Here is a 21,447-nt window from a genome sequence, read left to right as displayed (position 1 = left end):
GCGTCTCGATGTTCACGTAGCTGAACATCACCCGCTGCTCTGGTTCGCGTCCGCGCATCCATGCTCCCGGCCGAAGGTTACGGCAATTTACAGCCGTGCCGCTTCGACCGAAAGTGTACATTGCGATTTTTAGCAGCCTGTTAGAGCGCTCGCCCTCTCCCGTTCCGGGCGAGGGGGCGTCCCAAGCATCGGCGCGGCCTGCGGAACTCGGTGCACGCGAATGGTTCGATGTGACGGGTGCCGGACCTCACGAACTCTAGCCAGGCGGGCAAGATGCAGCCTTTCAGCGCAGATCCCGTCAAGCTACCTCTCCCGGTACGGGAGAGGTGGACGGCCTCGGCCGGCCGGAGAGGGCGCGGCGCGTCGGGCGCGCATCGTCGCCCGTCCCGCATCCCGCATTTCCGCACTGCGAACCATCACTCCGCGATCCGCTCCACCCACCGCGCCGCCAGCGCCTCCAGGTCTGGGTGGATGCGGCCGTTGCTGGCGAGGATGCGGCCGGTGGCGAGAGGCGGCTCGGCATCGCCCGGCCAGCCGGTGATGCGGCCGCCGGCTTCGGTGACCAGCAGGATCCCCGCGGCCACGTCCCACGGCGCCAGGCCGACCTCGAAGAAGCCGTCGACTCTCCCCGCCGCCGTGAACGCGAGATCGAGCGCCGCGCTCCCTGCGCGCCGGACGTCGTGCGTGCTCCGCACCGCGTCGGCGACCAGGAGCATGTAGGCATCCAGATCCCCCTTCCCCTGCTTGAAGGGAAAGCCCGTCGCCAGCAGCGAGCGGCCGAACTCGCCGACCTCGCTCACCGTCATCCGCTCGCCGTTCACGAACGCGCCGCCGCCGCGGACGGCGTGGAAGGTCTCGCCCAGCAGCGGCGCGGCGACCACGCCCACGGCGGGGCCCTCGTCGTCCACCAGCGCGATGCTGACGGCCACGAAGGGGTGCCCGTGCACGAAGTTGGTGGTGCCGTCCACCGGATCGACGATCCACCGTCTCCCCTGGGTGACGGCCGCGGAGGCGGTTTCCTCGCCCACCACCGCGTCGCCGGGGAAGCGGGCGCGGATGTGCTGCACGATCAGGCGCTCGGCCGCTTCGTCCACCTCGGTGACCAGATCGGCGCGCCCCTTCTCGCGAACGTGGTCCGCTCCGGTGCGCGCCGAGATGAGCGCGCCGGCCGCGGCGGCGGCGCCTTGCGCGAGGGCGAGCTCAGCGGCGAACGGCACGGCGCCGGTCACGGAACTTGCTGTGGGAGAGGAACTTTGATGCGGCATTCGCGGTACGCCGTGGCCGGTCCGGCGGCGCGCGCCCGCGTGGCCGCGCCTGCGATGGGCGCTGACGATGCGCCCCCGCGGCGGGCGGCGCAATATGGCGGGAATCCGGGAGCATCCCTAGATTCCACGCTTTCCGCGTCGGCACCCCGCTCGCTCCGCGCGCTTCCCGCCTTCCGGCCGGGAACGCGCCACACGCTTTCACCCGGCCAGGACGCCGTTCGGCACCGGCCCACACCCCACTAGCCCCGAGCGCCCATGTCCGCCACCCTGCAACGCCCGCGAGTTCCCGCGCCGCCTTCGGAAGACCGCTCGTTCTTCGGCCACCCGCGCGGCCTCTCCACGCTCTTCTTCACGGAGATGTGGGAGCGCTTCTCGTACTACGGGCTGCGCCCGCTGCTGGTGCTGTTCATGGCCGCCGCGCTGGCCGAGGGCGGCTTCGGGTTCGACCGCGGGCAGGCGTCGGCCATCGTGGGCATCTACGGCGCCTGCGTGTACCTGGCGTCGCTCCCCGGCGGGTGGATCGCCGACCGGCTGCTGGGCCTCCGGCGCGCCATCTTCACCGGCGCGGTGCTCATCACCTCGGGGCACCTGTCCATCGGGCTTTCCGGCTTCGCGGGGCAGGGCAAGGCGGGGAAGGCGTTCTTCTTCCTGGGGCTGATCCTGATCGTGTTCGGCACCGGCCTGCTGAAGCCCAACATCTCGGCCATCGTGGGCGACCTGTACCCCGAGGGCGGCGCCCGGCGCGACGCGGGCTTCTCCATCTTCTACATGGGGATCAACGCCGGCGCCTTCTTCGGGCAGCTCATCACCGGCTTCCTGGGCGAGCAGGTGGGGTGGCACCTGGGCTTCGGGGCGGCGGGCGTGGGGATGTTCTTCGGGCTGATGTGGTTCGCGCTGCGGCAGCGCGCCACCCTCGGCGACATCGGCACGGCGCCCTCGCGGCACCCCGACCCCGCGGTGCAGGCGCGGCAGGAGAACACGGTGAAGCTGGTGGTGGGCGTGGGCGTGGGGCTGATCGCGCTGGTGTTCGCGCTGGGGATCACCGGCGTGTTCATCCCCGACCCGCAGACGATCGGCAAGTACATGGCGTACGTGCTGGTGGGGCTGGCGCTGGCGTTCTTCGCCTACGTGTTCGCCATGGGCGGGCTGGACGGCGCGGAGAAGCGGCGCGTGGGGGTGATCGTGGTGCTCTTCCTCTTCGCCGCCATCTTCTGGAGCGCGTTCGAGCAGGCGCCCACCTCGCTGAACCTGTTCGCCAAGGACTTCACGCAGCGCCAGCTGGGCTCGTTCGAGGTGCCCGCCACCTGGTTCCAGTCCATCAACTCGCTGTTCATCATCCTGCTGGCGCCGGTGTTCGCGTGGCTGTGGGTGAGCATGGGGCGCCGCGGCGCCGACCTGTCCAGCCCCGCCAAGTTCGCGCTGGGGCTGTTCTTCGCGGGGCTGGGCTTCGCGCTGATGATCCCCGCGGCGAAGGCCGTGGTGTCGAGCAACGGGTCGCTGAAGGTTTCGGCCATGTGGCTGGTGGGGAGCTACTTCTTCCAGACGGTGGGCGAGCTCTGCCTGAGCCCGGTGGGCCTGTCGTCGATGACCAAGCTGGCGCCGCGCAAGTACGCGGGGCAGATGATGGGGATCTGGTTCCTGGCCAGCGCGGTGGGCAACCTGATCGGCGGGCTGGTGGGCGGGAACGTGGACCCCGAGAAGCTCGAGGCCATGCCGGGGCTCTTCACCGGGACCACCGCCGGGCTGTTCGGCGCCGCGGTGATCCTGGCGCTGCTGATCGTGCCGATCCGGCGGATGATGGCCGACGTGCCGCACACCGGGGAGCGCGCGGCGCACTGACCTTTTCGCCGCGCCGAGGGGTACTGCGGGGGCGCGCCACGGTGGCGCGCCCCTGCTGCGTTCACGGCACACAACCCGCATACCGCAGATGGATATGCGTGAAAACGACGACATGCCCGGGACCCACGACCCAGCCGAGGGTCACATGACCGACGACGAGATCGCCGAGCAGCTGAAGGGCCGCGCGCTCGAGGAGGAATACGTGCGCGAGCTGCTGGCCAGCCTGGGGTACGACCCCTCCGACGGGCTGACCGAGGCCGCCGTGCACGCCCTCGACACCGCCAGCATGGACCAGCGCCGCAGGGCCGCCATCCGCACGCTCCGCTTGGGCAGCTGATCGCAAAAGAATCTCACAAAGAGACATAGAGGACCGAAGATACGGAGGGCATTCGCGCCAGCCCTCGCCGTGTCTCCGGTCCTCTGTGTCTCTGTGTGATTTTGTACGGGATTCAGCCCATCGCGAGGAGCTTGCAGGCGAGGAGGACGACGACGCTGGCGATCGAGCTGCCGGTCGGCATGTCATCTCACTTTCGCACTCTCGATCCTATCGCAGGCACCGCGTCCAGCCATCCGCGCAGATCCGCAGCAGCCGCGCGGTCCCCACCGTTCTCAACCGATCGATCAGAGATGGAGATGAGCATCCACCGGCGCGCCCCGACGATGTGTGTCTCTGGAAAAAATCCGCGATACTCATCGTATGCCGAGCCCTCCACGGCTCGTGGTCGCACTCTCGCACTCTCGCACTTTCGCACTCTCGCACTTTCGCACCCTCTGTCACGGCTGCGAAACCAGCCACTCCTGCGCCTCCGCGTGGCTGGTGAACGCCTTCATGTTCTTGCGGCGCGAGAGGGCCTGGGTGGCGCGGAAGGCGGTCAGGTACACGCCCGTAAGCCCCACCACGATCGCGCTCCACTTCACGAACGGCGCGTTGTGCTTCACCAGCTCCTGCATGGCCTTCACCCCGCCGGGCGTGATGTGCGCCCCGCGCACGTCCGTCATGGTCAGCACCGTGCCGGGCTGCTCGGCCGAGATGCGGGCCTTGCTCTTCTCGATCTCGCCCCGGAGCTGGTCCATGTCCTTTCCCAGCCCGGTGTAGTCCAGCACCAGGATGCGCTTGCCCCCGTGCTCGATGAAGCGGCTGCGTTCCATGTGCATCCCCCGCGATGAAGGGTTCGCCCGATGTGCTGCCGGTGGGCTAGATAGACGGAGTAGGCGCCCACGATAGCACGTCATGCGCCTTCGCGCATCACCCTCCTCACAGGAACGTCCACATACGGCCACGTTGGGCGCTTCTGCCCGGACGCAGGCCGTTTATGGCGGCGCGAGGAGGTGGAGATTGGGATAGATGGAGGGGATGCGAACAGCAGGCTACACGGCCGACACCCGCGCGCGGGCCGCCTGAATCGTGTCGTGTACGGCGGCGATCCATTCCGCGGGGAAGCGCGACGGGTCCGTGGCCCACGACTCGAGCTGCGGCACCGCCTGCGAGATCCCCGCGGCCTCGTCGGCCACGGCGGAGACGAGGAGGGGGCCCATGTTGGGGAGGCGCGCGGTCCACTCGGCTCCGGCGCGCGCGCGGAAGTCCGCCGCCAGCGCCAGGAAGTCCTGCTCGCGGATCTGCGCGCGGCGCTGGTTGCGGAGCATCCCGGCGGCGTTCAGCAGGCGCCCGTACTGCTCGCGGTTCTCGGGGACGGCAGCGGCCAGCTCCTCGTGCAGGAACTCCAGGTGGCGCTCCAGCAGCCACTGCGGCATCCCGCGCGACGCCAGCAGCTCGCCCAGCCAGCGCACCTCGGCGTTCACCTGCGGCTGCTCCTTCAGCGCGATCAGCGACAGCCACGCGCTGTCGCTGTGCCCGAAGCGCCGCCCGCGGTCGCCGAAGCGCGCCTGGTAGTACGGGAACTCGCGCCACGAGCGGTCGCCCGCCGCCACCGAAGCCGCCACCTCGCGCGGGTCGGTGGTCACCGGGTGGCTCCCCGCGTCGGGGTTGATCAGAGCTGCGCCGATCTCAGGCATCGACAGAATTTCTCGTGTCCACGTGCAGCGCGCGCGGGTGCGACGCGCGCCAGACCCACATCATCAGCACAATCTGCATCGGCAGGCGCAGCAGCAACAGCGCCTGCGCCCACCCCGATTGATGCGCCGCCCGCGCGTTCATCCACATCTGCGCGTTCGCCGGCCACACCGCGAGGAGCAGGAGGACGAGTCCAATCCCCGCCCATCTCCGCACCTGCGGGACGAGGAGGCCGAGCCCGCCTGCGATCTCGCACGCGCCGCTGACGAAGACGAGCCCGCGGTGCCACGGCAGCCACGCCGGCATGATCCGCACGTAGGAATCGGGGATGACGAAGTGCATCGTCCCCGCGAACGCGAACAGCGCCGCGAGGACGATGCGGGACGCGGGCGATGCCGCCCTCGCCGCGATGCGACTCGGATGCTGCGTCGTCGGCGCGGTGGGAGTCATCGGGGATAGGCTCAGGTGTGGTCGTGCCCGCCGTCCGCCGCGCCGCATGGCATGCAGTGGTACGGGCCCGGCGCCGGGCCGCCACAAGGGCTCCCGCACATTCAGGCGCTTCCAATAAATATCGCGCTTACATCCACTTGCGCTGATGTATCCGCGGCAAATTGTATGTATATTCCTTCGCTTTGTCAGCCTGTGACATATCGCTCCCGACAAAACGGGCTGCGGTGCTTTTTCTTTCAGCCCTACACACGCGACAATATCCACGTGAGGCAAGCACATCATCCTCAGGGAACCACTTCCGCCCACAGTTTCGGCATTTAGGACGCTGTACTCGCATGGCGCACTCCTTCACTATGAGGTAAGGAATTTCCGCAAACCGGAAGACGCCTCCTTTGCGGCAACAGCACCGGCTGAGCTATCGAGAGTACGCGCCCGTCCACTGCCCCCTAGTGGGTAACTTGTCGCCGTCCATTGGTGCTGCCGGTTTGACAATACCGATCGGACAACTTCAATCCTGCGAGAGTTCTTCTCGCGAATCCATGTCGTCGTACCAGGTGTGTACATGCATGTCCAACTCGGCTCAACCGGTAGGGCGGCTAATGCCTGTAGAACCTGATGTGCACTTTGGTAGCGTGATTCTTCATTATCGTGCAAACACTTTCGGATGAACCGCTGCCACTCTGCCGGGATGTGTTCCAGCCATGCGAGCGACGCGGCAAACCGTCCTTTCGCGATGTCATACCGAGGAGGCTCAACCTTCGACAGATAGAACAGTTCTCCGTGGAGCATCCGGAAGGCTGTCATTCCCAAAGCCCAAATGTCGCTGCGCACACTAGTGAGGCCGGTGTGCCACACCTCATATGCCAGATGATCATTGTAACCCGCAGCCGATGCGTAGCCGAGAACGAGTTCGTCCGTAACCAACCCGAAGTCTCCGAGTTTACCACGGCCGTCGGGACCGATGAGGATATTTGCGGGCTTAATATCCCGATGCAGCATGTCTCGGGCGTGAATACATTGCAGCCCTAAAGCAGCGTCAGTTATAAGGTCACGCACCACTCCTAACGGTTGAGGTCCAACTTCATACAGGCTCTGAAGGGACCCGCCAGGGCATAGTTCGAGAATCAGGTAAACACGATCAGCTAACGCGTCGTGAACGACGTCTAACACGCGTACAACGCGGTTATCTTCAGCCGACTTCAGGTGCTGTCCTTCAGCAAGTAGACCGTCCCGACGTGCCGCCCACTGCGTGTCATCCTCAGTTGGAGCCCGTGACATCACCTTGACCGCGACGGTACCGTGAAGCGGATGCTGTGCGCGAAATACCGCACCGAAAAATCCCTTACCAAGTTGGTGCTCGAGGTGAAGGGAAGAGACTGTAACCGTCGGCATTCTCGTCCTAACCTTTCGCGGCCAAAAGCAAAAATGCGGCTTCCCGGCGCGTCTTCAAGACGTCTCCGGAAACAGCGGTGTCCCAGAAGGAGTTATCCCCTACGTACTCGTCCGCATTTCGCTCGCCAAATGTTCTACTAACAACAGCCTTTTGAATCAGCTGAACAGTCGCGCCACCCGTCTTGCTTGCGACAGCTACTACACCTCGGAGTTCCGCTGAACCGAGGTGTTTGACAGTAACGGTTCTTCCTGCCGCGCTCGCCTTAAGTACAACCTCCGCAATGTGCTCTTCACGTACAAAATTCACAACGCGGTCATACATCACCGCAAGAGCGTCAACGCGGTCGCCTGCCTGCAACGACCATGTAAACTGTCCCTGCACCGCGGGGGGAGTAATATCAAAGTCCAGCACCACTCCGACGACATTTTCGCCTGTGACGACCAAGCCGAGCTTATGGTTCGACATTCTCACGCCTCCGTGGGGAAGGATGATAAGCGGTTTTTCTTCGGGTGTCGAGGTTATGGCTGGCTTCACTCCGCCATCGCCAGCAGCTCGGCGGTGTGGAGCGACTTGCGGCCGCCGCAGAAGTCGGCGATCTGGTGGCGGCAGCTGAAGCCGGGGGCAACGACCAGGTCGTCCGCCGCGGCATCGCGCACGGCGGGGAAGAGGACGCGCTCGCCGCATGCCTTCGACACGTCGTAGTGCCCCTTCTCGTAGCCGAACGAGCCGGCCATCCCGCAGCACCCCGAATCCAGCACCTTGAACTCCAGCCCCTCGACCCGCGACAGGACCTCCGTCGTGGGCCCCATCCCCACCAGCGCCTTCTGGTGGCAGTGGCCGTGGACGATGGCGCGGCGCTCCAGCCGGCCGGGGCGCCAGTCGGCGAGCGAGGCCAGGAACTCCTCGAAGGTCACCGCCGCGGCGGCCAGCTTCAGCGCGCGGTCGTCGCGCACCAGGTCCGGCAGCTCGTCGCGCAGGGTGAGGATGCAGCTGGGCTCCACGCCCACGATCCACGCGCCGCGCTCCACCTCGGGCATCAGCGTCTCCAGCAGCTCCGTCTGCCGCTCGCGCGCGTGCTCCAGCAGCCCTTTCGACACCGCCGCGCGGCCGCAGCACACCTGCGTCTTCGGCAGGCGCACCTCGTAGCCCGCGCGCTCGATCACCTGGGCCGCGGCGTGCAGCGGGCCGGGCTGGAAGAAGTTGTGGAAGGTGTCGTCGAACAGGATCACCGTCGCCCGGCCGCCGATGGCCGAGCGCGGGCGGCGCGAGAACTCCGCGCGGAACGGCTTCCTCGCCAGCGCGGGCATCTCCCGCCGCGGGTCCATCCCCGCCGCGCGCTTGATGACGCCCGACATCACGCGCTGCCCCAGGTTCGCGATCCCCGGCATCTTCCCCCCCAGCCGCGCGAAGTCGTGCACGCGGCCGAAGAAGAGCGCCTCGCGGCCCGTGCCGTGCTCGCGGTGGTGCTGGGCCAGGAACTCGGCCTTGTAGCGCGCCATGTCCACGCCCACGGGGCACTCCGTCTTGCACGCCTTGCACGCGAGACAGAGGTCCAGCGCCTCCAGCACCTCGTGGCTCCGCATTCCCGGCAGCGAGCCGCGCATGGCCTCGCGCAGCGAGTTGGCGCGGCCGCGGGTGCTGTGCATCTCCTCCTGCGTCACCATGTACGACGGGCACATCGTCCCCGCGTCCAGCTTGCGGCAGACGGCCATCCCGTTGCACTTCTCCACCGCCACGTCCCAGCCGCCCTCGGCGTAGCGGAAGAAGGTCTCGGGCGGGGTGACGGAGTAGTCCGGCCCGAAGCGCAGGTTGTCGCTCATCCGCTGGTAGGGCGGGGCGATCTTCCCGCCGGGGTTCATCCGCCCCTCGGGGTCGAACACGGCCTTCACCTGCCGGTGCAGCTCGATGATCTCCGGTCCGAACATCATCGGCAGGAACTCGCTGCGCGAAAGCCCGTCGCCGTGCTCGCCGCTCAGCGAGCCGCCGAAGTCCACCACCAGCTCGGCGATCTCGTGGGCGATTCGCTGCATCCGCTCGCGGTCCTCGCCGCGCTTCACGTTCAGGTCCACCCGCACGTGCAGGCACCCCTGCCCGGCGTGGCCGAAGAAGCCCGTCGTGGTCCCGTTCCGCTGCACGATCTCCTCGAAGCGGCGCATGTACGCGCCCAGCTTCTCCGGCGGGCAGCCGGTGTCCTCCACGAACTCCTGCGGCTTGATGTCCTTGGACGGAGTGGTCAGATAGAGGAGCCCCGTGGCCGCCTGCCGCAGCGCCCACGCCGCGTTCTGCTCGCGCTCGCTGAGGTAGACGCCCGCCGCGGGATTGCCGGGGAGCCGCGGCGCCCGCGCGGCGAAGTCCTCGGCCATCCCCCGCACCTCGTCCGCCGATTCGCCGCTGAACTCGCAGAACAGCACGCCCAGCGCGTCCGGCGACGCCATCGCCGCGGTGGGGCGGAACTCGAAGATCTCGCGCGCGCCCTGCAGCACGCGGCTGTCCACGATCTCCAGCGCCGACAGCCCGCGCTCGGGAAGGATGCCGGGAACGGCGTCGAACGAGGTGAAGCGCTCGCGGAAGGAAAGGAGCACCAGCCCGCGGGCGGGGGGGATGGGGACCAGCCCCAGCTCCGCCTCCACCACCGTCGCCAGCGTCCCTTCCGAGCCCACGATGAGCCGCGCGAGGTTCAACTCCTCGTCCTCCAGCATCGCGTCGAAGTTGTAGCCCGAAACGCGGCGGGGGATCTTCGGGAAGCGCCGCTCGATCTCCGCGCGGTGCGGCTCCAGCAGCGCCATCACCGCGCGCGCCAGCTGCCCCTCCGCGCCGGGAGCGCCCGCCAGGGCGTCGCGCCGCATCCCGCTGAAGTGCGCGCAGCGGGCGTCGGCCAGCACGCAGTCCAGCGAATGGACGTGGTCGCCCGTCTTCCCGTAGACGAGCGAGCGGGCGCCGCACGAGTTGTTGCCGATCATCCCGCCCAGCGCGCACTGGCGGATCGTGGCCGGGTCGGGGCCGAAGTGCAGTCCGTAAGGCGCCAGCGCGCGGTTGAAGCGGTCCAGCCGCAGCCCCGGCTGCACCTTCGCGCGGCGGGCGTCCGGGTCAATAGCAAGGACCCGGTTCATGTACTTGGTGAAGTCCAGCACCAGCGCGGCGCCCACCGTCTGTCCGGCCAGCGCCGTCCCCCCGCCGCGGGGAAGGACGGGGACGGCGTGCTCGGCCGCGAGCCGCACCGCCGCCTCCACGTCGCCCGCGTCTTTGGGGACCACCACGCCCACGGGGAGGAACTGGTAGAGCGAGGCGTCGGTGCTGTAGAGCAGGCGGGAATGCGCGTCGAAGCGCACCTCGCCCTTCACGCGCTCGCGCAGCGCGCGCTCCAGGCGCGCGGCGCGGGGATCCGGCTGGACGACGGGGAGCATGGGCGCGGGGTGCGGGTACGGCGCGGCGGCGCGCGAAAGTTCGTGCGTTCCGCGCGCGCGGCGGCTAGATTCGGATGACCGCCGGCGCCGGCGAGGTGACGCGGCGGCGGCCGGGCCCGTCAACATACGAGACCCCGGGCGGGCGGCAATTCCCGCGCCCCGCCCCCGCGCTCCGGACCCGCCACCGCGGGGAACCTGTGCGCCCGCGGGTGTAAGAGGGGAAAGCGGGCCGGAAACCCACCCGGCCGTTTCCGCCAAGTCGTTACTCTTTCTGGAGATCCACGCGCATGCACGTCTACATCCGCGAAGAGCCGGTCGCGCTCGAGATGCGTGAGGTGGACGCCGAGGGGCTGGTTCCCTCGGAATCCGAGCTGGTTCCGATGGCGTTCTTCGTCGGCGGAAACCCGCGCCCGTCGTTCCGCGCCATGCTCCCCTCGGACACGCTGAACCTGCTCCGCCAGACGCTGCGCGAGCCGGTGCATCTGGGCCTCCTGGCCGAGGAGCCCGAGGATCCGGACGGCGAGGTGAAGGCGATGGTGGGGATCTCCATTCCCGTGCACTCGCTCCCCGACGGGATGGTGCCCGAGGAGATGGAGGAGGAGGACGACGACAGCGAGCCGTGGAAGTCCAGCGCCAACTACGACGGCTGGCGCGACGACGGCGGCGCGGACGACGGCGGCGATCCCGAGCGCACGGTGCTGCTGGCCTTCGCGCCGCTGGTCCGGGTGATCCGCCGCAAGCCCGCCGACTTCGGCGAGGAGCTGGTGGACCTGCTGGAGAGCGCCATCTCCGGCGCCACCAAGCCCTCGCTCGAGGCCCGCGTGGACCGCATGCTGGGGCTCTGAGCCGAAGCATCTGGACGACGGACGATTGAAGACGCCCCTGCCGGGATGCCGGCGGGGGCGTCCCTTCGTTTGTGCCAAAGCTGTACGTGAGGTTCAGCACCTTCCGCCGCAATCTCAGGGCGGCCGATGAGCAGGTCCGCGAAGGGCCTCTGGCCTGGACGAAATCGGCGCGCCGGTGACACCTGAGGAGCGTTCTCGCGTCCAGTAATTCCAACCTTTCAGGACACCCTTGACGAGCGTTCGCTCCGTGTGCAGCTTTCATCGCGAGTGCACGGGATGAGCACCTTCGGAGAGGGGGATCACGATGATCGCGCGTTCGAGTCTTCTCGGCAGGGCGTTCGTTCGCGGGATGGCGCAGGCGGTGGATCTCACCGGCTCGATCGGCTCGCGGCGGCTGCGGCGGATGGTCGTCCGGAGCGACCGCGCGGCGCTCCTCGCCGACTGGGCCGCGGTCTCCCGCGACCTGCGCGTGGCCGTGCAGCGGTACGCCGCCGGCCATGGCTCCTGACGGAGCCGCGCCGCAACTTCCTTCCGCTCTGCCCTCTCCTCTCCCCGCGCAGAGGGGGAGCGCCGATCTGCTGGCGTTCCCAACGGGTCTTCTCGTTACGGCGGAGTGCGTGCAGGGGCCGCTACCCAGCGCGGCGGAGCTCGCCCGTTACAAGGAGGTGGATCCGCGCGCGCCGCAGGTCATCCTCGCGCAGTTCCGTGCGGAGGGGCTGCACCGGCGGCGGCTGGAAGCGGAGATCGTTCGCGGCGAGAACGGGCGCGCCAGCCGGGGCCAAGTTTTCGCCCTGCTGATTCTGCTGGTGGGGCTGCTCGCGGGTGTGTTCCTCGTCCGCACGGGCCACGACACGGCCGGGACGCTGATCGCCGGCGGAAACCTGCTGGGGATGGGGGCGATCTTCCTGCGCGAGACGCGGCCGGAGCCAACGGGCGGGGGAAAAGATTGAGCAAGAGGTGAGCAGAATTCGGGCTGTCCGGCGAAAAAACCGGCAGGCGCGCTGTGCGGCCGTCCCTGATGGGGCGGCCGTTTTTCGTTCCGGCCGCCGGACATGAGAGAGATCGCCTGATCGTCTTTCCTCCGTTCCCTTCGTGTGATTCAAAAGGAGAATGGACTCACACGGAGGGAACGGAGGAAACGGAGGGAGGCTTCCGCACTCTCCGTGCTTCTTGCGCGCGGTGGCGGATTTTTGCGCCAGCGGTCATTACATTGCACCGCCGGTGGCGCCATGCGGGCGATCAGGGTTTCCAGGCGACAGGAGCGAGCGCGATGTGCGGGCGATTCGGGCAGAAGGCGAGCAGCGCGGAGCTGGCGGCGGCGTTCGAGGCGGCGTGGCGGTGCGAGGAGCCGGAGCTGCCGCGCTTCAACATCGCGCCCACGCAGCACGCGCCGGTGCTGCTGAGCGACGCCGGCCGCCGCGTGCTCGACGTCTTCCGCTGGGGGCTGATTCCGTCGTGGGCCAGGGACGCGGCCATCGGCAACAAGATGATCAACGCGCGCGCCGAGGGCGTGGCCGAGAAGCCCGCCTACCGCGCTGCCTTCCAGCGCCGCCGCTGCCTGGTTCCCGCCAGCGGCTTCTACGAGTGGAAGAAGGCCACGGGCGGCAAGATCCCGCACTGGATCTACGCGGCGGACGGCGGGCCGCTCACCTTCGCCGGGCTGTGGGAGAGCTGGCGCCCGGTGAAGGACGCGGAGCCGGTGCTCACCTTCACCATCCTCACCACCACGCCCAGCGGCGACGTGAGCGGCATCCACGATCGCATGCCGGTGATCGTATCTCCCGGGGACCGCGACGAGTGGCTCGATCCCGAGACGCCCGCGGCGGACGTGCTCGCGCTGCTGCGCTCCGCGCCGGACGGCACCCTGCGCATGCACGCCGTCTCCACTGCGGTGAACCGCCCGAGCTTCGACGGGCCGCAGCTAATCGAGCCGGAGGTGGAGATGCCCGCGGAGCCGGTCCAGCCGGAGCTGTTCGCGGGCGGGTGAGTGCTGGCGCGGTAACAAGGGTTGCGGTACGAAAGTTTCGGTCCGAGATTTTTCGGACCGAAACTTTCGTACTCGTACGCCGGTCGGAGCCCGACACAAATGCCCCGTAAGATTCCCGCTCCTCCGCGGAATCCATTCGAGATTGGTCTACTTGCTCGTGATGCTCATTTCGCTGATCGGGAAAAGGAGGTCGATCGAATTGTGCGCGCCCTGCGGGAACCCGGGTCGCGCCTCGTAGTGTTCGGAGATCGCAGGCTCGGTAAGTCGAGCGCTCTGGATCGCGCAGCGGCGCTAGCGCGCAAGGCAGGTTACAGGGTCGCGGTCGCAAGCTTTGCTACCGCGACTGGCCCCGCGGATGCCGCGCAGCAGCTGCTGAACGCGGTTCGGCAGGAGATCGGCAAACAGTGGCGCGAGACTGTCGAGCGCATCGCCGAGCGTCTTCAGGCCACCATGGAGCTGCGGCCCGGCTCGGCCCCTGGGTCGCCACCCACCGTGCGATTTGGGTTCGGGATGCGCGAGGGCGGCGACGAACGGCCGCGCTTGCTTTGGGAGGTGCTGGATGCCGTGAACGCGCAGTTGGAGGGCCAGAACATCACCCTGGGGATCGCGATCGACGAGTTCCAGCGGATTCATGAGTGGGGTGGCGAGGATGCTGAATGGGCCCTGAAGGCTGCTATGGAAACGCACCGAAGTCTCACCTACGTCCTTGCCGGATCCAAGCGGCATCTCATTGAAGCAATGCTCACGAGCAAGGGCCGCGCGTTGTGGAAGCAGGTCGACCACCTGCACTTTGGGCCGATCTCGGGAGACGTCCTCGCGGAGTGGATCACGAGCCGTGCGGCGCGGACCGGCCTCAAGATTCCGTTGACCGTGGCGGATCGGGTTGTTTCGCTTGCCTATCCGCGTACTCGCGACGTAGTGCAGCTGGCGCGGGTCGTGTGGGATGCTTCGGTGCAAACGGGTACCGCAGAGGAGGGGGCGGCGGAAGCGGCGCTGGACCGCCTGGTCCGCGAACAAGGCGCGCTGTATGACTCGCTCTGGAGAACGCTTCAGACGGTTGATCAACGGATCTTACGTGCCCTCGCGGCGGAGCCAGGACTTCCGATCACCCGCGCGGAAACCATGAGCCGGTTCAGACTGGGGGCGAAATCCACCGTTTCGAGCGCTCTGTCGCGGTTGGTGGAACGCGAAGTCATCGCTCGCTCGGAAGCGGGTTCATACACGTTCGATGACCCCTTCTTTCGCCGCTGGGTAGAGCTCAACGCATTAGCCGATCTCGGGTTGCCGCCGCCGCGCTCCCCGACCTGAGTTCACCTCCCCGCCTGCGAACGGCGGCCGCAAAGCCGGCGCAATCTTTTCCGCTGCGCGAACTTCGGTCATCTGTTCACCCGCATCTCCCACGGTCGGGTGGCGATGCAAGTGATTGCGCGGCATCTTCTTCCATCTCCCATGCCCTTGCGGCACGGGGATGGCGGTGGGCGGGGCGGACCGGGACAGATGCGGGCGCAATGAGCCGTCCATGTAGCGCGCACACGGACCGCCGAACGGGCGATTCCGCGGCGCGCGGGCCGTTTTCCTTGACGGGCGGGACGGGGGCGCCTTACCATTCTGCCGTCTCCCCGACGCATCACCTTGTACTGAACCCCGGCCGCTCCCTTTACGGAGCCGCCCGGGACGCCCGCGCGGGCACCGCGCCCGCCGCGCCACCACACCCCGACCCGTCTTCCGCACACTGCGAGGTCTCGTGAAGAAAGCCGCACTCGTCGCAGCCGCCACCCTGGCCGCCGCGGGCCCGCTGGCGGCGCAGCGCGACACCGTGCCGGAAGGGCGCGTGCACGTGGTCCGCCGCGGCGACACGCTGTGGGACCTGGCCCGGGAGTACATGTCGGACCCCTTCCTGTGGCCCGAGATCTTCCGGCTGAACACCGACGTGGTGCGCGACCCGCGCTGGATCTACCCCAACGAGCGGCTGGTGCTGCCCACGGGCGTGTCCGGGCGGGCGCAGGAGGGCGAGCACACCGTGTTCTACCGCGGCCCGCAGGACTCGCCGCGCGACCGGCTGACCATCCTTCCCGCCGGCTCGGCCGAATACCCGGTGGTGCGCACGGGCGACTACTACCGCGCCGCCTTCCTGGCGCGCGACAACGAGATCCGGCCGCTGGGGCGCGTGGCCGAGATCGTGTCGCCCACCGTGGTGCCGCTGGAGAGCCCGCCCACCATCCAGGTGTACGACAAGGTGTACGTGGCGGGCGAGGCCGGCGCCGCCTTCCGCATCGGCGACCGCATCCAGTTCGTGCGCCCCGCCCGCGAGCTGCGCCCGTACGGCCGCGTTTGGTCGCCCACCGGCGTGGGCACGGTGGCGAACGTGGACGGGAACGTGGCCACGGTGGTCGTGGTCCGCATGTACGACCCGGTCCGCCCCGGCGACCTGGTGGTGCCGATGGCGCCCTTCCCGGTGCGCGCGGGGGTGATGCCGGCGGCGTCGGCGGGGCTGCAGGGGCGCATCTTCGCCTTCGAGAAGGCGCACCCGGCGCAGGCCGTGGAGGAGATCGCCTTCCTGGACGTGGGCCGGCAGGCGGGGGTGAAGGAGGGCGACGAGTTCGAGGTGTTCCTCCCCCGCGAGCGCCGCGACTGGGGTACGCGCCCCGAGATCCCCGTCGCCCGGCTGCAGGTGGTGAAGGTGACGGACCAGACCGCCAGCGCTCGCATCACCAACATGCAGCAGCCGGCCATCGTGGTCGGCCAGCCGGTCCGGCGCGTGGCGGCGATGCCCTGAGAAAGTACGGAAGTACGAGAGTACGGTAGATGGAGAGGGGCGGCGGAGCACACGATGCTTCGCCGCCCCTCTCCACTTGTCCGGGCTCTGGAATCAGACAGCGCGCGGCCGGGCGACGAGGCGCCCCGCGATGCCGCCGATCGCGCCGCTGGGGATGCCGAACGCGGCCGCCGCGGCGATCGCGATCATCATCGAGCCCGTGACCACCAGCCGCCCGTCGCCGCCCAGCAGCCGGTCCACGCCTTCCATCGACGGCAGCGACAGCAGGAAGAGCGTGGGGATGGTGAGGGCGAGAAAGACGCCGCCGGCGATGGCGCCCGCGGCCGCGCCGGTGCCCAGCGCGCCACGTCCGTGCCCCGCGCGCCGCGCGAGGACGACCGCCGCCGCGCCGCCCAGCACCGGCCAGACCAGTGGCCAGGCGTGGCTGTAGGGGACCAGCGCGTTCAGGTAGAAGAGGAGCCCGGACACCAGACCCGCCAGCATGGCGGGGGAGAGCCTGCGCATGCGCGCCTCCCGGCCGAAGTGTTCTTCCGCGATGGGAACCGCGCGCCGGACCGCAGGGCGCATACCGGGGTACGCCGGTGCGAACGTCCGTTCGGCTCGAACGCGGGCCGCCGCCCTTCCGTAACGCCGCTCTGCGTCGCATTTTCCACGCGATGACCACCGCAACCCTGCACCTTGTCTCGCTCTCGCTGTACGCGCTTTCGGCCGCCCTCTTGGGCGTGTCGATGGCGCGCAGCGACCGGCGTCTCCCCGGCATCGCCGCGACGGTGCTGGCGGCGGCGATCGTGGCGCACCTCGCGGAGCTGGTCGTCTACGCGCGCGAGTTCCACGAGCTGCCGCTGGTGGGGCTGGGTCCCTCGCTCTCCGTCTTCGCGCTGCTCATCGCCGCGGGGTCGCTGGGGCTGGCGACGGTGGGGCGGACGGGGCCGGTGGGCCTGGTGCTCGTCCCCGTCGCCGCGGCGGTAGCGGCCATCGCGGAGATCGTGGGGGTGCGGCCGTCGCGGCAGGTGATGGACTTCCAGGGGCCGTGGTTCGTCTTCCACGTGGTGCTGGCCTTCGTGGGCTACGCGGGGCTGACCGTGGCCTTCGCGGCGGGGCTCATGTACCTGATCCAGTTCCGCGAGCTGAAGAGCAAGCGCTTCGGCGCCATCTTCCGCTTCTTTCCCCCGCTGGACACGCTGGACCGCATCGGCCGTGGGGGATTGATCGCGGGGATGAGCTTCCTCACCCTGGCGCTGCTGGTGGGCTGGGCGTGGACGGAGCGCTTCGGGCACCCGATGTCGCCCGGAAACCCCAAGGTGGTGTGGGGTATCCTCAGCTGGCTGGTCTTCGCGGCGGCGCTGGCGTCGCGCGCCGGCGGGGGGCGTCCGGCGCGGCGCGCGGCGCTGGCCAGCGTGGTCGGCTTCGCGGTCGTCATCTTCGGCTACGTGGTCCTGCGCATGGCCGAGAGCGGCGGGGGAGCGTTCCTGTGAGCGCGCGCTATCCCGTGATGCTGGACGTGTCGCGCTGGGAGGTGCTGGTCGTGGGCGGCGGCGAGGTGGCGCTGCGCAAGGTGCGCGGGCTGATCGACGCCGGCGCGCGCCCGGACATCATCGCCCCCGAGGTCCACCCCGAGCTGCGCGCGCTGATCGGCGAGCACGGGCTGGAGTGGCGACAGCGGCCGTTCCGGCCGGGCGACACGCGCGGCCACGACCTGGTTTTCGCCGCCACGGATTCCGCGGAGGTGAACGATCAGGTGGGGCGCGAGGCCGCCAGCAAGGGGTCGCTCTTCACCCTGGCCGACGACCCGGAGCAGTCGCGCTTCCACGTTCCCGCTACGATCCGGCAGGAAGACGTCGTGATCGCCGTCTCCACCGGCGGGGCCAGCCCGCTCCTCGCGCGGCGGCTGCGCGAGCGGCTGGAGAGCGTCGTCACGCCCGGGCTGGGCCGCGCGGCGCGGCGGCTGGCCGGTGCGCGCGAAGAGGTGCGCGCCCGCTGGCCCCAGGACGAGGCGCGGCGCAAGGCCGCGTGGCACGAACTGATCACCCCCGACTTCCTGGACGCGGCCATCGCCGGCCGCGACTACGAGGTGGAGCTCCGCATCGCCCGATGCCTGTCGCAGTCGTAGGCGCCAGCCACCGCACGGCTCCCATCGAGCTGCGGGAACGGCTTGCCTTCGGGCGCGCCGAGGTCCCGCCGGCGCTGGGCGCGCTCGCCGGCGCGGCGGGGGCCGAGGCGGTGCTGCTCACCACCTGCAACCGCACCGAGTTCTATCTCGCGTCATCCGACGAGGACGCGGTCGCGCTCGCGCGGGAGATGCTGGCGCGGCGCATCGGCGAGGACCCGGCGGACGCGGCGCGGTGGATGTACGTGCGCCGCGACCGCGAGGCCGCGCAGCACCTGTTCCGCGTTTCGGCCGGGCTGGACTCGATGATCCTGGGCGAGCCGCAGATCCAGGGGCAGGTGAAGGAGGCGTACGCCACGGCGCGCGAGGTGGCCGGCGCCCGCGGCCCCGTCGTCGGTCCGGCGCTGAACCGCATGTTCCAGACGGCGTTCAGCGTGGGCGGGCGGGTGCGCAGCGAGACGGGGCTGGGGATCGGCGCGGCTTCCGTCTCGAGCGCCGCGGTGGAGCTGGCGAAGAAGATCTTCGGCTCGCTGAAGGGGCGCCGCGCGCTGGTGCTGGGCGCGGGGGAGATGAGCGAGATCACGCTGGAGTGCCTGCGCGACGAGGGCGTGCGCACCGCGGTGGTCGCCAACCGCACGTACGAGCGCGCGAACGAGCTGGCCGAGAAGTGGGGCGGCACGGCCATCCACTGGGAAGAGTTCGCGCACGCCCTTCCCGACGTCGACATCGTCATCGCCTCGACCGCGGCGCCGCGGCCGGTGCTCACCGTCGACCGGTTCCGCGCCGCGCTGCCGAAGGGAACGCGCCGGCCGCTGTGCATCATCGACATCGCCATCCCCCGCGACGTGGAGCCGGCGCTGGCCGAGGAGAAGAACGTCTTCCTCTACAACATCGACGACCTGCAGCAGATCGTCGACGAGTCGCTGGACCGCCGCCGCGCGCAGCTCCCCGCGGCCGAGGGGATCGTGGCCGCCGGGGTGGAGGACTTCTGGGCGTGGTACTCGTCGCTCGCGGTGGTCCCCACCATTCGCGCGCTGCGCGACCACGGCGAGCGGGTGCGGCAGGAGGAGACGGAGCGCGCGCTGGCCCGCCTCCGCCACCTGTCGGACGACGACCGCGCGGCGGTGGACGCGCTGACCCGCGCGCTGCTGAACAAGCTGCTGCACGCGCCCACCGCGCGGCTGCGCGAGGCGGCCGGGAACGGCCGCGGCACCGGCGTGCTGGACACGGTGCGCTACCTCTTCGAGCTGGACCCACACCCCGCCGGCAAGGACGACGAATGACGCTTCGCCCCACCCCCGCCGCATGATCATCCAGTCGGCCGCACAAACCGGAGAATTGGGCAACGTCTGGCGGATGATCGCCGCCGGGACCATCTCCACCAAGCTGATCATGGCCCTGCTGGCCGTCTTCTCCATCGTCTCCTGGGCCGTGATCGTGGTGAAGGTGCGCCAGTTCCGGCGCCTTCGCCAGGAGAGCGACCGCTTCGTGGACCGGCTGGAGAAGGCCGACCGGCTGGAAGACGCCTTCCACAGCATCATGGCGCTCCCCGAGAGCCCCTTCACCCGCGTGTTCAAGCGGGGGATGACCTTCTACGGCGACCTGCGCCCCGCCGCGCGCAACACCGGCGAGGTGAAGGGGCTCCTTCCCGCGCAGCTCGAGGTCCTCCGCCTGGTGCTGGAGAAGGAGGAGGGCGACGAGCGCGACGGGTTGACGGGCGGCCTCATCTGGCTGGCGATCTTCGCCACCGTGAGCCCGCTGCTGGGGCTGCTGGGCACGGTGATCGGGGTGATGAACTCGTTCATCGGCGTCTCCGCCGCCGGCTCGTCCAGCATCACCGCGGTCGCGCCGGGGATCGCGGAGGCGCTGGTGGCGACCGCGGGCGGGCTGGTCGTCGCCATCCCCGCGGCCATCGGGTACAACTACCTCACCGGGCGATTGAACCGGTTCATGGGCGAGCTGGAGGGCTTTTCCAGCGAGTTCATCGGGGCGCTGGCGCGCGAGGGGCGGATCTGATGCCGCGCCGGCGCGGGCACGGCGGGCTGGAGATCAGCGCGGAGATCAACGTTACCTCGCTGGTGGACGTGGTGCTCACGCTGCTGGTCATCTTCATGATCACCGCGCCGATGCTGCAGGGCGGGGTGGAGGTGAGCGTCCCCCGCGCCCGCACCGAGTCGGTCCCCTCGTCCGAGGGCGTCATCGTCACCGTGGACCGGCAGGGCGCGGTGTTCATCGGCGACGAGGCGGTGCGGTGGGAGGAGTTCGAGCGCCGCTTTCCCGAGGTCGTGCGGGCGAAGGGCGCGAAGAGCGTGTACCTCCGCGCCGACCAGGGCGTGCCCTACGGCCGCGTGGTGCAGGTGCTGGGGGCGATGAAGGCCGCGGACGTGGCGACGGTGGGGTTGATCGCGGAAGAGGAGAACCCGGGCGGAGGGCGATAGATGGACCTGGGCGGGCGCGGCGGGCGATACAACGAGCGCGGCGGGCGATTCTGGGCTGCCGCGACGGGATCCGTCGTCCTGCACGCGATCATCATCGCCGCGCTGCTGGTCGCCGAAGCCGGGTTCGGCCACCGCCCGCCGCGCGCCCCGCGGATGCGCTCCTACGCCGTCAACATCGTCTCCCCCCCGCCCACCGTGCGCGGCGCCTCGCCGGCGGAAGCACCCGCGCCGAACGTCGGCGGCAACCAGCCGCCCGCGCCGAATCCCGCGCCCGCGCCTCCACCACCTCCAGCACCGGCGCCGGATCCCACGCCGCCGAAGCCCGCGCCCGCGCCTCCGAGGCCGGCTCCGACGCCGAAGCCGTCGCCCGCGCCGCCGGCGCCTCCGCGCACCCCGCCGAACCGCCCCGCGGCCACGCCGCCGGTGACGCGCCCGTCCCCGCCCGCGGCGGCGACGACGCGGACGAACGCGCCGCCGAAGCCGGCGGCGACCAACGCAACCCCGCGCCCGCCCGCCGCATCCAACGGTCCGGGGAGCGGGCCGCGCAGCGCGGGAACGGGAACGCGCGGCGAGCCGACGGGGCGCAATCCCGACGCGAACTCCGCGGGCGGCGAGGGATTGAACGTCTCGCAGCGCGGCGTGGAGTGCCCCAGCGCGGGGTACTGCGAGAACATCATCCGCCAGGTGCGGCGCTACTTCCGCCGCCCGGAGGGCTCCAGCGGCAGCGCCGAGGCGTGCTTCACCATCCTGCGCGACGGCGGCACCGACGACATCGACGTGCGGCGGGTGCGCGGCGGCTTCGAGTTCCGCGTGGCGGTGCAGGAGGCCGTGGAGCAGGCCGGGCTGCACAAGGCCTTCGGCGCGCTGCCGCGGGCGTTCGGGGCGCCGGAGCTTCCCGTGTGCGTCGACATCTCACCCCAGACCTGACCACT

General features: G+C 69.7%; 22 protein-coding genes. 14 read left to right on the top strand and 8 right to left on the bottom strand.

From position 1 onward, the window contains the following. Positions 1-416: 416 nt before the first annotated feature. On the bottom strand, positions 417-1,217 hold the full coding sequence (locus tag VLK66_RS04730; RefSeq protein WP_325308225.1) for an inositol monophosphatase family protein: 801 nt from the start codon (positions 1,215-1,217) through the stop codon (positions 417-419). A 303-nt stretch (positions 1,218-1,520) separates the two neighbouring features. On the opposite strand from VLK66_RS04730, the gene VLK66_RS04725 reads away from it, so the two are divergent. Continuing rightward, on the top strand, positions 1,521-3,104 hold the full coding sequence (locus VLK66_RS04725; RefSeq protein ID WP_325308224.1) for a peptide MFS transporter: 1,584 nt from the start codon (positions 1,521-1,523) through the stop codon (positions 3,102-3,104). Positions 3,105-3,249: 145 nt separating this feature from the next. Then, a complete protein-coding gene (locus VLK66_RS04720) occupies positions 3,250-3,441 on the top strand; it encodes a hypothetical protein (RefSeq protein ID WP_325308223.1) in 192 nt (63 codons plus the stop codon). Between the two features lie 437 nt (positions 3,442-3,878). On the opposite strand, the gene VLK66_RS04715 is transcribed toward VLK66_RS04720, so the two are convergent. From VLK66_RS04715 to VLK66_RS04690, 6 genes are all read right to left on the bottom strand, one after another. Further along, positions 3,879-4,253, bottom strand: a complete 375-nt coding sequence (locus tag VLK66_RS04715; RefSeq protein WP_325308222.1) for a hypothetical protein — start codon at positions 4,251-4,253, stop codon at positions 3,879-3,881. Positions 4,254-4,472: 219 nt separating this feature from the next. Then, positions 4,473-5,117, bottom strand: coding sequence for a hypothetical protein (locus VLK66_RS04710; protein WP_325308221.1), 645 nt, complete (start codon positions 5,115-5,117; stop codon positions 4,473-4,475). Further along, complete coding sequence (locus VLK66_RS04705; protein ID WP_325308220.1) at positions 5,110-5,565, bottom strand: DoxX family protein; 456 nt, start codon at positions 5,563-5,565, stop codon at positions 5,110-5,112. The genes VLK66_RS04710 and VLK66_RS04705 overlap by 8 nt, the downstream gene beginning before the upstream one ends. 351 nt (positions 5,566-5,916) lie before the next feature. Then, a complete protein-coding gene (locus VLK66_RS04700) occupies positions 5,917-6,957 on the bottom strand; it encodes a serine/threonine-protein kinase (RefSeq protein ID WP_325308219.1) in 1,041 nt (346 codons plus the stop codon). Between the two features lie 7 nt (positions 6,958-6,964). Next, positions 6,965-7,423 (bottom strand): hypothetical protein, encoded by a 459-nt coding sequence (locus VLK66_RS04695; protein WP_325308218.1) that lies wholly within the window; start codon positions 7,421-7,423, stop codon positions 6,965-6,967. Positions 7,424-7,488: 65 nt separating this feature from the next. Beyond that, positions 7,489-10,362 carry an FAD-binding and (Fe-S)-binding domain-containing protein gene (locus tag VLK66_RS04690; protein ID WP_325308217.1) on the bottom strand — a complete coding sequence of 958 codons (2,874 nt, stop codon included), beginning with the start codon at positions 10,360-10,362 and terminating at the stop codon, positions 7,489-7,491. 287 nt (positions 10,363-10,649) lie between these two features. On the opposite strand from VLK66_RS04690, the gene VLK66_RS04685 reads away from it, so the two are divergent. The 6 genes from VLK66_RS04685 (at position 10,650) to VLK66_RS04660 (ending at position 15,970) form a co-directional block, all read left to right on the top strand. After that, the gene (locus tag VLK66_RS04685) at positions 10,650-11,207 is read left to right on the top strand and encodes a hypothetical protein (RefSeq protein ID WP_325308216.1); all 558 of its coding nucleotides are present in this window, start codon (positions 10,650-10,652) and stop codon (positions 11,205-11,207) included. A 304-nt stretch (positions 11,208-11,511) separates the two neighbouring features. Further along, complete coding sequence (locus VLK66_RS04680; RefSeq protein ID WP_325308215.1) at positions 11,512-11,715, top strand: hypothetical protein; 204 nt, start codon at positions 11,512-11,514, stop codon at positions 11,713-11,715. Positions 11,716-11,824: 109 nt separating this feature from the next. Beyond that, a complete protein-coding gene (locus tag VLK66_RS04675; RefSeq protein ID WP_325308214.1) occupies positions 11,825-12,157 on the top strand; it encodes a DUF2335 domain-containing protein in 333 nt (110 codons plus the stop codon). A gap of 320 nt (positions 12,158-12,477) precedes the next feature. Next, on the top strand, positions 12,478-13,194 hold the full coding sequence (locus VLK66_RS04670) for an SOS response-associated peptidase (protein WP_325308213.1): 717 nt from the start codon (positions 12,478-12,480) through the stop codon (positions 13,192-13,194). A gap of 99 nt (positions 13,195-13,293) precedes the next feature. Then, entirely contained in the window at positions 13,294-14,502 is a 1,209-nt protein-coding gene (locus tag VLK66_RS04665) for a hypothetical protein (protein WP_325308212.1), read from the top strand. A gap of 436 nt (positions 14,503-14,938) precedes the next feature. Continuing rightward, positions 14,939-15,970, top strand: a complete 1,032-nt coding sequence (locus VLK66_RS04660) for a LysM peptidoglycan-binding domain-containing protein (protein ID WP_325308211.1) — start codon at positions 14,939-14,941, stop codon at positions 15,968-15,970. A gap of 93 nt (positions 15,971-16,063) precedes the next feature. Here the strand turns inward: VLK66_RS04660 and VLK66_RS04655 are convergent, their stop codons facing one another. Further along, positions 16,064-16,474, bottom strand: a complete 411-nt coding sequence (locus VLK66_RS04655) for a hypothetical protein (RefSeq protein ID WP_325308210.1) — start codon at positions 16,472-16,474, stop codon at positions 16,064-16,066. A 152-nt stretch (positions 16,475-16,626) separates the two neighbouring features. On the opposite strand from VLK66_RS04655, the gene VLK66_RS04650 reads away from it, so the two are divergent. From VLK66_RS04650 to VLK66_RS04625, 6 genes are read left to right on the top strand one after another with little or no spacing between them, the layout of a single operon-like run. Beyond that, positions 16,627-17,445, top strand: coding sequence for a cytochrome C assembly family protein (locus VLK66_RS04650; RefSeq protein WP_325308209.1), 819 nt, complete (start codon positions 16,627-16,629; stop codon positions 17,443-17,445). Beyond that, entirely contained in the window at positions 17,442-18,080 is a 639-nt protein-coding gene (locus tag VLK66_RS04645) for a bifunctional precorrin-2 dehydrogenase/sirohydrochlorin ferrochelatase (protein ID WP_325308208.1), read from the top strand. The genes VLK66_RS04650 and VLK66_RS04645 overlap by 4 nt, the downstream gene beginning before the upstream one ends. Beyond that, positions 18,062-19,360 (top strand): glutamyl-tRNA reductase, encoded by a 1,299-nt coding sequence (hemA, locus tag VLK66_RS04640; protein WP_325308207.1) that lies wholly within the window; start codon positions 18,062-18,064, stop codon positions 19,358-19,360. Before VLK66_RS04645 ends, hemA begins: the two co-directional genes overlap by 19 nt. 55 nt (positions 19,361-19,415) lie before the next feature. Next, on the top strand, positions 19,416-20,093 hold the full coding sequence (locus VLK66_RS04635; RefSeq protein WP_325308206.1) for a MotA/TolQ/ExbB proton channel family protein: 678 nt from the start codon (positions 19,416-19,418) through the stop codon (positions 20,091-20,093). Then, on the top strand, positions 20,093-20,515 hold the full coding sequence (locus VLK66_RS04630) for a biopolymer transporter ExbD (RefSeq protein WP_325308205.1): 423 nt from the start codon (positions 20,093-20,095) through the stop codon (positions 20,513-20,515). Before VLK66_RS04635 ends, VLK66_RS04630 begins: the two co-directional genes overlap by 1 nt. After that, positions 20,516-21,442: a hypothetical protein gene (locus VLK66_RS04625; protein WP_325308204.1), complete on the top strand. Its 927-nt coding sequence runs from the start codon at positions 20,516-20,518 to the stop codon at positions 21,440-21,442. It begins immediately after the preceding gene. The last annotated feature ends 5 nt before the right edge of the window (positions 21,443-21,447 follow it).

It is taken from the genome of Longimicrobium sp. (assembly GCF_035474595.1).
Taxonomy (GTDB): Bacteria; Gemmatimonadota; Gemmatimonadetes; order Longimicrobiales; family Longimicrobiaceae; genus Longimicrobium.
This window is presented reverse-complemented; position numbering and strand designations above follow the sequence as displayed.